The organism is Microbacterium aurum (assembly GCF_016907815.1).
GTDB classification, from domain to species: domain Bacteria; phylum Actinomycetota; class Actinomycetes; order Actinomycetales; family Microbacteriaceae; genus Microbacterium; species Microbacterium aurum.
Genome location: NZ_JAFBCQ010000001.1, coordinates 895,892 through 909,530 on the forward strand (window position 1 = coordinate 895,892; position 13,639 = coordinate 909,530).

12 protein-coding genes and 1 pseudogene are annotated in these 13,639 nt (G+C 73.6%); 8 read left to right on the plus strand and 5 right to left on the minus strand.

The genetic code is table 11. The features are described 5' to 3' along the window. Position 1 precedes the first annotated feature (1 nt). Positions 2–577, minus strand: coding sequence for an NADPH-dependent F420 reductase (locus tag JOD60_RS04445; protein ID WP_076688919.1), 576 nt, complete (start codon positions 575–577; stop codon positions 2–4). A gap of 84 nt (positions 578–661) precedes the next feature. On the opposite strand from JOD60_RS04445, the gene JOD60_RS04450 reads away from it, so the two are divergent. Next, positions 662–1,165 (plus strand): MarR family winged helix-turn-helix transcriptional regulator, encoded by a 504-nt coding sequence (locus tag JOD60_RS04450; RefSeq protein ID WP_076688921.1) that lies wholly within the window; start codon positions 662–664, stop codon positions 1,163–1,165. 148 nt (positions 1,166–1,313) lie between these two features. Next, a complete protein-coding gene (locus tag JOD60_RS04455) occupies positions 1,314–2,867 on the plus strand; it encodes a glycoside hydrolase family 3 C-terminal domain-containing protein (RefSeq protein ID WP_307823843.1) in 1,554 nt (517 codons plus the stop codon). Between the two features lie 94 nt (positions 2,868–2,961). On the opposite strand, the gene JOD60_RS04460 is transcribed toward JOD60_RS04455, so the two are convergent. From JOD60_RS04460 to galT, 3 genes are all read right to left on the minus strand, one after another. Continuing rightward, on the minus strand, positions 2,962–3,804 hold the full coding sequence (locus tag JOD60_RS04460) for an alpha/beta fold hydrolase (RefSeq protein WP_076688923.1): 843 nt from the start codon (positions 3,802–3,804) through the stop codon (positions 2,962–2,964). A 78-nt stretch (positions 3,805–3,882) separates the two neighbouring features. Next, positions 3,883–5,019, minus strand: a complete 1,137-nt coding sequence (gene galK, locus JOD60_RS04465; protein WP_076688925.1) for a galactokinase — start codon at positions 5,017–5,019, stop codon at positions 3,883–3,885. Next, on the minus strand, positions 5,016–6,182 hold the full coding sequence (gene galT / locus JOD60_RS04470; protein WP_157127832.1) for a galactose-1-phosphate uridylyltransferase: 1,167 nt from the start codon (positions 6,180–6,182) through the stop codon (positions 5,016–5,018). Before galT ends, galK begins: the two co-directional genes overlap by 4 nt. A 75-nt stretch (positions 6,183–6,257) precedes the next feature. On the opposite strand from galT, the gene JOD60_RS04475 reads away from it, so the two are divergent. Further along, complete coding sequence (locus tag JOD60_RS04475; RefSeq protein WP_084201885.1) at positions 6,258–7,235, plus strand: LacI family DNA-binding transcriptional regulator; 978 nt, start codon at positions 6,258–6,260, stop codon at positions 7,233–7,235. 764 nt (positions 7,236–7,999) lie between these two features. On the opposite strand, the gene galE is transcribed toward JOD60_RS04475, so the two are convergent. Next, positions 8,000–8,980: a UDP-glucose 4-epimerase GalE gene (gene galE / locus JOD60_RS04480; RefSeq protein ID WP_076688929.1), complete on the minus strand. Its 981-nt coding sequence runs from the start codon at positions 8,978–8,980 to the stop codon at positions 8,000–8,002. A 46-nt stretch (positions 8,981–9,026) separates the two neighbouring features. Here galE and JOD60_RS17000 point away from each other — a divergent pair, with 46 nt between their 5' ends. The 5 genes and pseudogenes from JOD60_RS17000 to JOD60_RS04500 all read left to right on the plus strand — a co-directional run bounded on the left by JOD60_RS17000 (position 9,027) and on the right by JOD60_RS04500 (position 13,631). Then, a complete protein-coding gene (locus JOD60_RS17000; RefSeq protein ID WP_275578837.1) occupies positions 9,027–9,158 on the plus strand; it encodes a hypothetical protein in 132 nt (43 codons plus the stop codon). Positions 9,159–9,215: 57 nt separating this feature from the next. Next, positions 9,216–10,415 (plus strand): annotated as a pseudogene (locus tag JOD60_RS04485) (dihydrodipicolinate synthase family protein). A gap of 23 nt (positions 10,416–10,438) precedes the next feature. Continuing rightward, positions 10,439–11,314: a sugar phosphate isomerase/epimerase family protein gene (locus JOD60_RS04490; protein WP_076688933.1), complete on the plus strand. Its 876-nt coding sequence runs from the start codon at positions 10,439–10,441 to the stop codon at positions 11,312–11,314. Then, positions 11,311–12,393, plus strand: a complete 1,083-nt coding sequence (locus tag JOD60_RS04495; RefSeq protein WP_076688936.1) for a LacI family DNA-binding transcriptional regulator — start codon at positions 11,311–11,313, stop codon at positions 12,391–12,393. Before JOD60_RS04490 ends, JOD60_RS04495 begins: the two co-directional genes overlap by 4 nt. After that, the gene (locus JOD60_RS04500; RefSeq protein ID WP_076692051.1) at positions 12,390–13,631 is read left to right on the plus strand and encodes a glycerate kinase; all 1,242 of its coding nucleotides are present in this window, start codon (positions 12,390–12,392) and stop codon (positions 13,629–13,631) included. Before JOD60_RS04495 ends, JOD60_RS04500 begins: the two co-directional genes overlap by 4 nt. Positions 13,632–13,639 lie beyond the last annotated feature (8 nt).

Sequence of the window (13,639 nt, forward strand, 5' to 3'; positions counted from 1 at the left end):
GTCACTTCGCGAGGGTGAACCCGCCCGTCCAGCCGATCTTCTCGGACGCGGCGAGGGTCAGCTGCAGGAAGCCCAGGGCCTCCAGCTCGTGTGCGCGCGAGAGCGCGCCGGCGTCGACGGCGGCCAGGCCGCCGGCCTGCACCGCGTCGATGAGCGCGGTCTTGGCGCCCGCGTCGTCACCGGCGACGAGCACCGTCGTCGGCTGACCGCCGACCGTGCCCGACGCGAGCGTCGCGGCGAAGTTGGTGTTGAACGCCTTGAGCACCTTCGCCTCGGGCAGGCGCTCCTGCAGGCCCGCGGCGGCGGAGCTGCCCACGGGCACGACGAGCGCGTCGAAGGTCGAGAAGTCGAGGGGGTTGGTGATGTCGACGACGGTCTTGCCGGCGAGCTGGTCGCCGTAGGAGTCGGCGATCGCGGCGAGCGCGGGGTAGGGGACGGCGAGCACGACGATGTCGCCGGCGATCCGGGCGTCGGTGTCCAAGCTGCCGACGTGCTGGATGTCGGCGCCGCCGCGCGCGAGGACGCCGGCGATGGCCTGACCCATGTTGCCGGTGCCGAAGATGGTAATGGAGGTCATGGCGAGTCCTTTCCGAGCAGATGTTGTATCTGCAACTATCCTCGTCAACCTCGTTGTGCCGACAAGTATTCCTAGAATGTCGAAATGACGTCGTCTCGCTTCTACACCCCCGATGAGCTGGACACGTGGATCCCCCTCGCCGCGCTCCTGGAGCTGCTGCCGCGGGAACTCGACGCCCAGCTGCTGCGCGACGTCGACCTCACTCACTTCGACTACTTCGCGCTCTCCATGCTCGCCAACGCCGTCGGTCATCGGCTGCAGATGAAAGAGCTCGCCTCGATGACGAACGCCACCATGCCGCGCCTCTCCCACGTCGTCAGTCGCCTCGAGCGGCGCGGTCTCGTCGCACGCGAGCGCAACAACGCCGACGGCCGCGGCGTCGATGCCGTCATCACACCGGAAGGCCGCCGAGCGCTGCTGCAGGCCACGCCGGGGCACGTCGCGCAGGTGCGGAGCCTGGTCCTCGACGCGTTGGATGCCGGGCAGCGCGCGCAGCTGCGCGAGATCACCGCCGCGGTGCTCGCGCGACTCGATCCCGACGGGCGGATGGCCGCCAGCCGTCCGCGCCCGCGCGTCGCCGACGCCTGAGGTCGCTGGGGATTGGGGCTGCCGGGGAGCTGACCGCCACCCACCCGCCCGCGCCGCGCCGCCGCGGAGCGGCGAGGGACTCGTCGTCAGCGACTGGGACGCGGTCAACGACCGCGTGAAGGGGCTGGCCGCCGGGATGGATCTCGAGATGCCGTCCTCGAACGGACGCACCGATGCGCAGCTGGTCACCGCCGTCCGCGACGGCTCTCTCGCCGAGTCGACGCTCGACGTCGCGGCCGGTCGCGTCATCGACCTGGTGCGGAAAGTGCAGGCGGATGCCGGGGCCATCACCGGCCCGCTCGACGTCGACGCCCACCACGCGCTCGCGCGGGAGGCGGCGGGCCGGTCGATCGTGTTGCTGCAGAACGCGCCCGTCGCCGGCGGCGGCGCCCTGCTGCCGCTGCGGCGCGACGCGCGCCTCGCCGTCATCGGCGCGTTCGCCGAGAAGCCGCGCTACCAGGGCGCGGGCTCGACGATGATCAACCCGACGCGCCTGGACACCGCGCTCGACGCAATCCGCGACGCCGCGACGGATGATGTGACCTACGCGCCCGGGTTCAGCCTCGCTGTCGGCGTCGAGGAGGCCGAGACGGCGGCGCTGCGCGAGGCGGCGGTGGCCGCGGCATCCGGAGCCGACATCGCCGTCCTCTTCCTCGGGCTGCCCGCGCGGCTGGAGTCGGAGGGCTTCGACCGTGAGGACATCGACCTGCCGGCCGACCAGCTCGCGGTGCTCGACGCCGTGCTCGCCGTCACCGAGAACGTCGTCGTGGTGCTCTCCAACGGCGGCGTCGTGGCGCTTCCGTTCGCCGAGCGGGTGCCCGCGATCGTCGAGGCGTGGCTGCTGGGGCAGGCCGGGGGATCGGCGACCGCCGACGTGCTGTTCGGCGACGTCACCCCGTCGGGAAAGCTCGCCGAGACCATCCCGCTGCGCCTGTCCGACACCCCCGCCTACCTCGACTTCCCGGGCGAGTTCGGGCACGTCCGCTACGGCGAGGGCCTGTTCGTCGGGTACCGCTGGTACGACGCCCGCGGCCTCGAGGTCGCGTTCCCGTTCGGACACGGCCTGTCGTACACGACGTTCGCGTATGCGGATGCCGCGGCATCCGTCACCGCCGATCGCGACATCGAGGTGCGGGTCACGGTGACCAACACGGGTGGTGTGGCCGGCCGCGAGGTCGTGCAGGTCTACACCGGCCTGGCGGACTCTCGCGTGCAGCGGCCCGAGCGCGAGCTCAAGGCGTTCGCGTCGGTCGCGCTGGCGCCGGGTGAGGCGCGCGAGGTCGTGCTCACCGTGCGGCGCGAGGACCTCGCGTACTGGGACATCCGCGTCGGCCGCTGGGTCGTGGAGGGCGGCGAGTACGCCGTGGAGGTCGCGGCCTCGAGCCGGGACATCCGCGCGACGGTGTCGGTGCCGGTCGACGGCGACGCGGTCACGGTGCCGCTGTCGGCGGAGTCCTCGCTCGGCGAGGTCATGGCACACCCGATCGCCGGTCCCGTCGTGCAGGCCGCCATCGCCCAGATGATGCAGGGCATGGAGGGCGTGGAGTCGATTATGCCCGAGGGTGTGGACATGACGAAGATGATGGACTCGTTCCCCCTCGGCCGGGTGTCGATGATGGCGGGAGACGCGGCGAGCCCGGAGATGATCGAGGGCCTCATCGCGATGGCCAATGCCGGGAGCGCGCCCGCGTCCGGCGCCTGAGTGTCCCGGGCGGCGGGATCGCGCGGCGGGGTCGCGCGGCGGGCGCCGTCGCCGCGATCGTGCGTCGCGGCATCCGCCCGCCGCGCGGCGGTGCTCAGGAGCGCAGGAACGCGAGCAGCGCCTCGTTGACCTCGGCGCCGTGCGTGCGCAGCAGGCCGTGCGGGGCTCCCTCGATCTCGACGTAGGTCGCCTCCGGCAGAAGCTCGCGGAACCGGCGGGCGGTCTTGTCGATCGGCAGGATGTTGTCGGCGGTGCCGTGCAAGATCAGCGCGGGGACCGTGATCGCCGGGATGTCCTCCCGGAAATCCGTCGGCCACGTCAGCGGTGCCGCGGCGACCGCGGCGTTGCCGGCCTGGTTTGCCACTTGCACGCTCGCGTCGAGGGCCTCCTGCGAGATGCGCTCGCCGAGGGTGTCGTCGAGGTTGTAGAAGTCGTGGAAGAAGCCGGTGAGGAACGCGTGCCGGTCGGTCGCGACCGCCTCGGCGGTGCCGTCGAAGAACGCCTGGTCGCCCGCGCCGTCGGGGTTGTCGTCGGTGATGAGCAGATACGGCTCGAGCGACCCGAGGAACGCGGCCCTCGCGATGCGCCCCGCGCCGTAGCGCGACAGATACCGGGCGATCTCGCCGGTGCCCATCGAGAATCCGACGAGAACCGCGTCGTGCAGGTCGAGGTCCTCGATCAGCGCGTGCAGGTCCGCGGCGAACGTGTCGTAGTCCGAGCCGCTCGCGGTTTTCGACGAGGCGCCGAACCCGCGCCGGTCGTAGGCGATGACGCGGTACCCGGCCGTCAGCAGCGCGCGGCTCTGCAGATCCCAGGACTCGCCGTTGAGCGGGAATCCGTGGATCAGGACGACCGGCTGGCCGTCGGCCGGGCCGTGATCGGTGTAGAACAGCTCGACGTCGGTCGAGTTCTCGGTCGCGACAGTGAGGTATGCCATGGCTCGACGCTACGACGTGCGCGCCCCGGCATCCACCCCATGACGCGCACGTTCACCGACGCGTCACGCGAGGCGCGGTCAGGCGTCGCGGCGGGCGCCCTCGGAGGGGCGCACCGTGAAGATGTGCGGCGCCGTGAACCCGGCCGCGGCGAACGCGCTCTCGACCGCGGCCGTCACGGCCGGCACGCGTTCGCGGTCGACGAGCGCGATCGCGGCGCCGCCGAACCCGCCACCGGTCATCCGTGCGCCGATCGCCCCCGCCGCGCGCGCCGTCTCGACGGCGAGGTCGAGCTCGGGCACCGAGATCTCGAAGTCGTCGCGCATCGAGGTGTGCGAGGCGTCCAGCAGCCCGCCGATCGCGCGCGGCCCGTCCTCGCGGAGCGTCTGCACCGTGTCGAGCACGCGCTGATCCTCCGTCACGACGTGCCGCACGCGGCGGAAGGTCACGTCGTCCATGAGCTCCTGCGCGCGCGGCAGGTCGGCCACCGACACGTCGCGCAGAGCGGTGACGCCCATGATCTCCGCGCCGCGCTCGCACGCCGCCCGGCGCTCGCCGTAGCCGCCGGTGGAGTGCGCGTGCGTCACCTTCGTGTCGATCACCACGAGCTCGAGCCCCGCGCGCGCGAAGCCCAGATCGACGACCTCGGCCAGCAGCGACCGGCAGTCGAGGAACGTGCCGGCATCCGGCTGACCGAGCATCGACGCCATCTGGTCCATGATCCCCGTCGGCGCGCCGACGGCCTCGTTCTCGGCCCGGCGCCCCGCGCGGGCGAGCGCGACCCGGTCGAGCCCCAGCTGCCACACGTCGTTCAGAGCGGATGCCGTGGCGCTTTCGATCGCCGCCGACGACGACAGCCCCGCGCCCACCGGCACGTCGGAGGAGAACGCGAGGTCGACGCCGGTGACGGATGCCGCGTCCGTGCCGGTCGCCTCGAGCAGCGCCCACGCGACCCCGAGCGGGTACCGCGCCCACTCGACCACCTCGTCGCGGCGGTCGGGGAAGAGGCCGGCAAGCTCGGCGAGCGGGACCTCGACGGCATCCGCCGAGAACGAGGACGAGACGCGGATGCGGGCGTCGTCGCGCGACGCGAGCCGCACCGTGGTGCGGTACTCGATCGCGAAGGGGAACACGAACCCGTCGTTGTAGTCGGTGTGCTCGCCGATGAGGTTGACGCGACCCGGCGCTGACCAGGTGCCCTCGATGCGCTCGGTCACAGCTGGACTCCTTCCACGGCTGCGCGGAGCCGGTCGGCGGCGGTCTCGGGTGGCACGTCGCCGATCCAGGCGCCCATCGCCGCCTCGGACCCGGCGAGGTACTTCAGCTTGTCGGCCGCCCGGCGCGGGCTCGTCAGCTGCAGGTTCAGCCGCACGGTGTCGCGCCCGACGGCCACGGGCGCCTGATGCCACGCCGCGATGTAGGGCGTGGGCGTGTCGTAGAGGGCGTCGACGCCGCGCAGCAACCGCAGATACAGCGGGGCCAGCTCGTCGCGCTCGGCCTCGCTGAGGCCCGCGAAGTCGGGCACGTGGCGGTGCGGGAGGAGGTGGACCTCGATCGGCCAGCGGGCGGCGAAGGGCACGAACGCGGTCCAGTGCTCGCCGCGCAGCAGCACGCGGGGGCCGGCCTGCTCGAACTCGAGGATGCGCTGGAACAGGTCGGGAGAGGTGCGATCGATCGAGTCGAGCAACCTGGTCGTGCGCGGCGTGATGTACGGGTAGGAGTAGATCTGCCCGTGCGGGTGGTGCAGCGTGACGCCGATCGCCTCGCCGCGGTTCTCGAACGGGAAGACCTGCGCGACGCCGGGAAGCGCCGACAGCGCGGCGGTGCGGTCGGCCCACGCCTCGATGACGGTGCGTGCGCGGGTCACCGACTGGGTGCCGAAGGATCCGGCGCGCTCGGGGGAGAAGCAGACCACTTCGCAGCGGCCGACGCTCGTGCGGGTGCGGCCGAGGCCGAGGTGCGCGAGGTCGTCGAGACCGCGCGGCGGGTCGGATGCCGCGGGGGCGTCGCCGAACGCCTCGGCGAGGGCGGGACCGAACGACGGCGAGCGGTTCTCGAAGACGGCCACGTCGTACTGGGAGGGGATCTCGGAGGGGTTCGTCGGCGTCTGCGGTGCCAGCGGGTCGAGCTCGGCGGGCGGGAGGAATGCGCGGTTCTGGCGGGCCGCGGCGACCGAGACCCAGTCGCCGGTGAGGACGTCCTGGCGCATCGTCGCGGTGGCCGGCCGCGGGTCGAGCGTCCGGGCGTCGACGGCGCGATCGCGGCCGAGCGTCGTGTCCGGGTCATCGAAGTAGATCAGCTCGCGACCGTCGGCCAGGCGCGTACTGCGCTTGAGGACGCCGGCGCCGAGAGGCTGGGTGTGCATCGCCGCGGTCTTCATGCCCTCACCCTAGCCCGCCGTCGTGTTATCGTCAACACAGGCGGAAACTCCGGCATCCCGCCCTAGGATGGCGACATGGCGCGACGAGTCTCGATGGCGGATGTGGCCGCGGCGGCGGGGGTCTCGGCGCAGACGGTGTCGCGAGTGGTGAACGCCAGCCCGCGGGTCGATCCGGCCACTCGTGCGAGCGTCGAGGCCACGATGGCCGAGCTCGGCTACCGCATGCATCGCGCCGCCCGGGCGTTGCGCACCGGTCGCACCGACACGATCGGCCTCGTCGTGTCGACCCTCGCCACCGTCGGCAACTCGCGGATGCTGCAGGCGATCGCCGACGCGGCCGCGGCGCGCGGATTCGCGCTGACCGTCGTCACGGCCTCGGGTCGCGACGCGGTCGCCGACGCGTTCGAGCGGCTGCACGACCAGGGCATCGACGGCGCCGTCGTCCTCAACGAGGCGACCGCCCTCGCCCGCGGATTGGACCTTCCCGAGGGGCTCGCGGTCGTCGTCGTGGACGCGCCGCCCGACGGAGCGTCCGCCACCACCGGCACCGTGCAGACCGACCACGCCGCGGGTGCGCGCGCTGCGACGGCGCATCTGCTGGCCGCCGGTGCCGCGAGCGTCCACCACCTCGCCGGCCCCGTCGGCTCGTTCGCCGCGGCGGAGCGCGAGCGCGGCTGGCGCGAGGCGCTCGCGGGGGCGGGCGTGCCGGCGCCGGAGATCGTGCGCGGCGACTGGACCGCGGCATCCGGCCACGCTGCCGTCGCCGCCCTGCCGGAGGCGATGACGGCCCTGTTCGCCGCGAACGACCAGATGGCGCTCGGGGCGTTGCGCGCGCTCGCGGAGGCAGGCAGGCAGGTTCCGGCGGATGTCGCGGTCGTCGGCTTCGACGATGTCGAGGATGCCGCGGACTACCGGCCCCCGCTGACGACACTGCGCCAGGATTTCGACGCCCTGGGTGCGGCGGCCGTGGCCTCGCTCGTGTCGCTCATCGGCGGCGACACCGTCGCGCCGGTGGTGCTCACGCCGCAGCTCGTGGTCCGCGCGAGCGCCTGACGCGGCCCTCTCCGGCGCGCGTTGCCTGAAAGCAGGCTAGATCGACCGAAACCGGCCGCCGCGAGCCCGCATGAGCCGTTTCAGCCTGCTTTCGGGACGGCGAGGCCCGGCATCCCACCCCGGTCCCGCCCCGGTCCCGGGCCGCCGCCCGCGCCTTCGCCGCCGCCCGCGCCCCTGCCGCCGCCCGCGCCCCTGCCGCCGCCCGCGCCCCTGCCGCCGCCCGCGCTCTCCCGCCGCCCGTGTTCCGAAAGCAGGCTGGATTGACGGAATACGACCGCCGCGACCCCGGATGGGCCGTTTCGGCCTGCTTTCGGGACGGCGAGGCCCGGCATCCCACCCCGGTCCCGTCCCGGTCCCGGGCCGCCGCCCGCGCCTTCGCCGCCGCCCGCGCCCCTGCCGCCGCCCGCGCCTTCGCCGCCGCCCGCGCCCCTGCCGCCGCCCGCGCTCTCCCGCCGCCCGTGTTCCGAAAGCAGGCTAGATCGACCGAAACCGGCCGCCGCGAGCCCGCATGAGCCGTTTCGGCCTGCTTTCGGGACGGCGAGGCCCGGCATCCCACCCCGGTCCCGTCCCGGTCCCGGGCCGCCGCCCGCGCCTTCGCCGCCGCCCGCGCCCCTGCCGCGGCCCGCGCCTCTGCCACCACCCGCGTTCCGAAAGCAGGCTGGATTGACGGAATACGACCGCCGCGACCCCGGATGGGCCGTTTCAGCCTGCTTTCGGGACGGCGGGCGACCGGCACACATCCGCGGGCCTGGCGCCGGCAGGCGTCACGCGGTCGCCGCGCGGCGGGCCTCCCAGCCAGTGCGGACCATCTCGTCCACCGTGTAGCGGTTCTGCCAGGCGAGGTCGCGGGCGGCGAGCTCGCCGGTCGCGACGATGCGGTCGGGATCGCCGGGGCGACGCGGTCCGATGACGGGCGTGAACGGGATGCCGGTGACCCGGGCCATGGCATCCATGATCTCCTTCACGCTGAGCCCGTTCTGCGACCCGAGGTTGTACGCCGGCTCCACACTCTCCCCGGCGGCGAGGCGCTGCGCCGCGACGACGTGCGCCGCGGCGATGTCACCGACGTGGACGTAGTCCCGGACGTTCGTGCCGTCTTCGGTGTCGTAGTCGTCGCCGTTGATCTGCGGCGTCTCGCCAGCGAGCAGCTTCTCGAACACGATCGGGAAGAGGTTGTGCGGGCTCGTGTCGTAGACGGCCGGATCGGCCGACCCCACGACGTTGAAGTAGCGCAGCGACGTGTGCCGCAACGGAGCGTCGGATGCCGCGGTCGCGACGCCCTGGTCGCGCAGCAGCCACTCGCCGATGAGCTTCGACTCCCCGTACGGCGACGCCGGGCGCTTGGGCAGATCCTCCGTGACCAGCGGCACGTCGGGGGTCCCGTAGACCGCCGCGGAGGAGGAGAACACGATGCTCGTGACCCCGGCATCCGCCATCGCCTGCAGCACCACGCGGGTGCCTTCGACGTTCTGCTCGTACGTGTGCAGCGGGCGCTGCACCGAGACCCCGGCGTACTTGAAGCCGGCTACGTGGATCACCCCGGTGACCCCGTGCTCGCGCATCGCGGCGACCAGCAGATCGCGGTCGAGGATCGTGCCCTGCACGAACGGCACGCCCTCCGGCACGAAGTCCGCGTGCCCGCTGGAGAGGTCGTCGACGACGACGGGGTCGAGCCCGGCATCCTGCAGGGCGCGCACGACGTGCGCCCCGATGTATCCCGCGCCTCCGGTGACCAGCCAGCTCATGTCGCTCCTCACGTCGAGTGTCCAGCCTACCCGGCCGGTCCCGCCGGTGTTTTCGATAACATGGCGGGCATGGGCAGACCTGCTCGCCGGCGCGCGCGGCGTGCTCCTGGCCGAGGCGGGCCTGCAGTCCTCGACCGAGGGCCGCAAGATCGAGCTGCCCGAGCTCAGCCTGAACTGAGCCGGGCCGCACCCGCCACCGCCATCGACGAAGCCCCGACCCCGAACGAGCCTGGACATGACGAGCCTCACCCTCCTCGCCGCCGACGGCGCCACCTCCACCACCCCGCTGAACGCCGCCCCGGGCTACGCGAAGCCCACCGCTCCGCTGCGCTCGCGTGTCGCGTACGCGGCGGCGCACGTGGTCCCCGTCGTGCACGGGACAACACCCCGGGCCGTCCCGCCGAGATCGACTGGACGCGACGCTCGCGTTCCGCCGCCACGTGTACTCGTGGGGGCTGGGCGTCGCCGACGCCATGGACACCGCGCAGCGCAACATGGGGCTGGATGCCGCGGCTACCCGTGAGCTCATCGCGCGCTCGGCCGAGGTCGCACGCGAGGAGGGCGGCTCGGTCGTCGTGGGCGTCAACACCGACCACGTCGACGCGGAGCACCTCACGATCGATGAGGTCATCTCGGCGTACCTGACGCAGCTGGAGTTCACCGAGGAGCAGGGCGCCGGCCCCGTCCTCATGGCCTCCCGCCACCTGGCGCGCGTCGCCGAGGGCGCCGAGGACTACCGGCGGGTGTACCGCGAGGTGCTCCAGCGGGCGACGACTCCCGTCGTGCTGCACTGGCTGGGCACGGCGTTCGACCCGCAGCTGCAGGGATACTTCGGCGCCGACGCGTGGCCCGCGGCATCCGAGATGCTGCTGCAGATCGTCAAGGAGAACCCTGGCAAGGTCGCGGGCGTGAAGATGAGCCTGCTCGACGCGGAGTCCGAGGTCGCGGTGCGCGAGCGCCTGCCCGAGGACGTGCGGATGTTCACCGGCGACGACTTCAACTACGTCGGCCTGATCGGCGGCGGCGACGTGCCCGCCGCCCCGCAGCCGCAGCGCGACCTGCGCGCCCGGCGGCAGCACTCCGACGCGCTGCTGGGTGCGTTCGCCGCGCTCACGCCCGTCGCGTCCGCCGCGATCCAGGCGCTGGATGCCGGGGACCCGGCCCGCTACCTCGAGATCCTCGCTCCGACCGAAGCGCTGTCGCGGCAGGTGTCGCCGCGCCGACATTCTATTACAAGACCGGCGTCGCGTTCTTGGCGTGGCTGAACGGCCACCAGACCGCGTTCCAGATGGTCGGGGGGCTGCACTCGGCCCGGAGCCTGCCGCACCTGTCGCGCATCGTCGAGCTCGCCAACGCGGCGCACGCCCTCGAGCAGCCCGAGCTCGCGGCATCCCGCTGGCATGCGATGCTCCGCCTGAACGGGGTGGACGCGTGACTCTTCGACACGCTCAGGGACCGGTGGTCGTCGACCCGCGCCTGTCGATCAACCAGGCGACGATCAAGTACGCCGACCTCGCGACGGCGCTGCGCGTGACGCAGGATGCCGGGGTGCAGGCGATCGGCGTGTGGCGGGAGCCGGTGCACGAGGTCGGGCTCGACGTCGCGGCCCGCATGCTGACCGATTCGGGTCTGCGCTTCACAACGCACTGCCGGTCGGGGTTCTTCACGATGCCCGAGGGACCGGCGCGCCGCGCGTCGATCGACGACAACCGCGTCGCGATCGAGGAGGCCGCGACCCTCGCCGCCGCCGGTGCGCCCGGCTCGACGGCCGTCCTCGTGCTCGTCGCCGGCGGACTCGTCGACGGCTCCCGCGACCTCATCGGGGCGCGGGAGCGGGTGCGCGAGGCGATCGGCGAGCTCGTGCCCGACGCCGCCGCGGCAGGCGTGCAGCTGGCGATCGAGCCGCTGCATCCGATGTACGCCTCCGACCGCTGCGTCGTCTCCACCCTCGGTCAGGCGCTCGACATCGCCGCGGACTTCGACGCGGCGACGGTCGGCGTGACCGTCGACACGTTCCACATCTGGTGGGATCGGGACGTCCTCGCCTCGATCGCGCGCGCCGGCGCCGAGGGGCGCATCGCCACCTACCAGGTGTGCGACTGGAAGACCCCGCTGGCCGCCGACGTGCTGCTGTCGCGGCACTATCCGGGCGACGGTGTCATCGACTTCGCGTCGCTCACGCGGGCCGTCGAGGCCACCGGATACGACCGCGACATCGAAGTCGAGATCTTCAAAGAGGAGATCTGGGCGACCGAGCCGCTCGAAGCGGTCCGCCGCACCGCCGCCGGCTTCGCCGCCGCGGTCTCCCCCCACCTCCTAGAATCGCGATCGTGACCGACACCTCCGAGCCCGTGCGCCCCGATGCCGTGCGCGCCGGCGCCGTCACCCTCCATGACGTGGCGCGCGAAGCCGGGGTGTCGCTGGCGACCGCCTCGCGCGCGCTGAACGGCTCGACGCGGAAGGTCGCCGATTCGTACCGCGAGCGCGTGCAGGCCGCCGCGGCGCGGCTGGGGTACACCGCGAACCTGTCGGCGCAGGCGACGGCGCGCGGCACCTCGGCGATCATCGCACTGCTCGTCGCCGACATCGCCGACCCCTACTTCGGCGAGATCGCCTCGGGCGTGGCGCGCGGCGCCGACGAGGAGGGCCTCGTCGTCACCGTCGCCATCACCGAGCGCGACCCCGCGCGCGAGGTGCGTCTGGTGCGCGCCCTGCGCGGTCAGCGTCCGCGGGGGCTCATCCTGGCGGCATCCCGCGCCTCGAAGGACATCGCGCCGGACCTCTCCGCCGAGCTCGACCAGTTCGCCGCCGCCGGCGGGCGCGTGGTCGCCCTCGGCGCCGGCAGCGACGGCAGCGACGTCGTGCGCGGCGTCGCGATCGACAACCGCGGCGGCGCGGCCGAGCTCGGCGCGGCGCTCGCCGCGCGGGGATACCGCACCGCCGTCGTCCTCGCTGCCGCCGGCGTCGTGACGAGCGACGACCGCGTCGCCGGCTTCACCGAAGGGTTCACTGCGGGCGGGGGAGAGGTCGCCGCGGTGTTGCGCGGCGGGTTCACCCGCGAGTCCGGCCACGATCTCATGGCGCAGGCGCTCGCCGACCGGGTCGAGCCCGGCACCGTCGTCTTCGGCATCAGCGACGTCGTCGCGATCGGGGCCCTGTCGGCGCTGCGCGAGGCCGGGCGCGCGGTGGGCGACGACATCGCGCTCGCCGGTTTCGACGACATCCCGACCGGTCGCGACGTCACCCCGGCGCTGACGACGGTCCGCATCCCGCTGGAGGAGGTCGGCTACCAGGCGCTGCACGCCGCGACGGATGCTGAGTGGGAGCCGGCGGCGCTGCGCCTCGAGGTGCTGCTGCGCGACTCGACGCCGCTGCGCGACGGCGGCGCCGCCGACGCCGCCGCCGGCGCATGACGCGCGTCGTCGTCGCCGTCGACAGCTTCAAGGGCTCGATCGGCGCGGCCGATGCGGCCGCCGCTGTGCGGGACGGCTGGGTCGAGGTGCGGGGCGCCGATGAGGTCGTGCTGCGTCCGATGGCGGACGGCGGCGAGGGAACCCTCGACGCGTTCGCCGCCGCGGTGCCCGGCGCCCGACGCATGCCCGTGACGGTATGCGGGCCGCACGGGCGTGAGATCCCGGCATCCTGGCTGCTTCTGCCCGATCGCACCGGGGTCGTGGAACTGGCGTCGACGAGCGGAATCGAGCTGTTGCAGGCCGACGGCGGAGGCGGCCTGCGGCCGTGGGATGCCGGCACGCGCGGCTTCGGCGAGGCGATCGCCGCCGCCCTCGACCACGGCGTGGAACGGCTCGTCCTCGGCATCGGCTCGAGCGCGTCGACCGACGGCGGGGCGGGGATGCTGACGGCGCTCGGTGCACGGTTCACGGACGCCTCCGGCGCCCCGCTCGCGCCCGGGGTGCGGGGGCTCGTCGCGCTCGCCGACGCCGACCTGTCGGGCCTGCGCCCGCTGCCGCCCGGCGGGGCGGTCGTGCTGTCGGATGTGACCAACCCGCTGTGCGGGCCGGGCGGTGCCGCCGCGGTGTTCGGCCCGCAGAAGGGCCTGGATGCCGAGGCCGTCGCCGTCGCCGACGCCGCGCTCGCCCGGCTCGCCGGGCTCGTGGCCCCCGGTGCCGCGCCCCTGAGCCCCGCCGCCTCCTTTGACACCTCTGACGCCGAGCGCGCCCCTTCTCGCCGAGCGCGCCCGATATCTCCCGCAGATAGCGGGCCCGCTCGACAGCATCCGGCGCACTCGGCACATGTGTGGGATGCCGGGACGCCCGGCGCGGGCGCCGCCGGCGGCACCGGGTTCGGGCTGCTGGCGTGGGGGGCTGAGCTCGTGCGGGGTGCCGAACGCGTCGCCGAGCTGATTCACCTGGCCGAGGCCATCGCAGCCGCGGACCTCGTGATCACGGGGGAGGGCTCGTACGACGGGCAGTCCGCCGCCGGAAAGGTGCCCGCGTTCGTCGCGCAGCTGGCGTCCGCGTCGGGCGTGCCCGCCGCGTTGGTGGCCGGACGCATCACGGCGGATGCCGACACCTCGGCCTTCGCGGCATCCGTCTCGCTGACGGAACTCGCCGGATCGCCCGAAGCCTCGCTGTCCGCACCCGCAGACTGGCTGCGCGCCGCCGGCGCACAGGTGGCGCGCGCCCGCTGACCGCCCTG

What these genes read in the sequence shown, in the direction of transcription:
- JOD60_RS04445 (WP_076688919.1), bottom strand. Translation starts at nt 577, where the DNA reads ATGACCTCCATTACCATCTTCGGCACCGGCAACATGGGTCAGGCCATC.
- JOD60_RS04500 (WP_076692051.1), top strand. Translation starts at nt 12,390, where the DNA reads ATGACGCGCGTCGTCGTCGCCGTCGACAGCTTCAAGGGCTCGATCGGC.
- galT (WP_157127832.1), bottom strand. Translation starts at nt 6,182, where the DNA reads ATGAAGACCGCGGCGATGCACACCCAGCCTCTCGGCGCCGGCGTCCTC.
- JOD60_RS04460 (WP_076688923.1), bottom strand. Translation starts at nt 3,804, where the DNA reads ATGGCATACCTCACTGTCGCGACCGAGAACTCGACCGACGTCGAGCTG.
- JOD60_RS04475 (WP_084201885.1), top strand. Translation starts at nt 6,258, where the DNA reads ATGGCGCGACGAGTCTCGATGGCGGATGTGGCCGCGGCGGCGGGGGTC.
- JOD60_RS04455 (WP_307823843.1), top strand. Translation starts at nt 1,314, where the DNA reads ATGCCGTCCTCGAACGGACGCACCGATGCGCAGCTGGTCACCGCCGTC.
- galE (WP_076688929.1), bottom strand. Translation starts at nt 8,980, where the DNA reads ATGAGCTGGCTGGTCACCGGAGGCGCGGGATACATCGGGGCGCACGTC.
- JOD60_RS04450 (WP_076688921.1), top strand. Translation starts at nt 662, where the DNA reads ATGACGTCGTCTCGCTTCTACACCCCCGATGAGCTGGACACGTGGATC.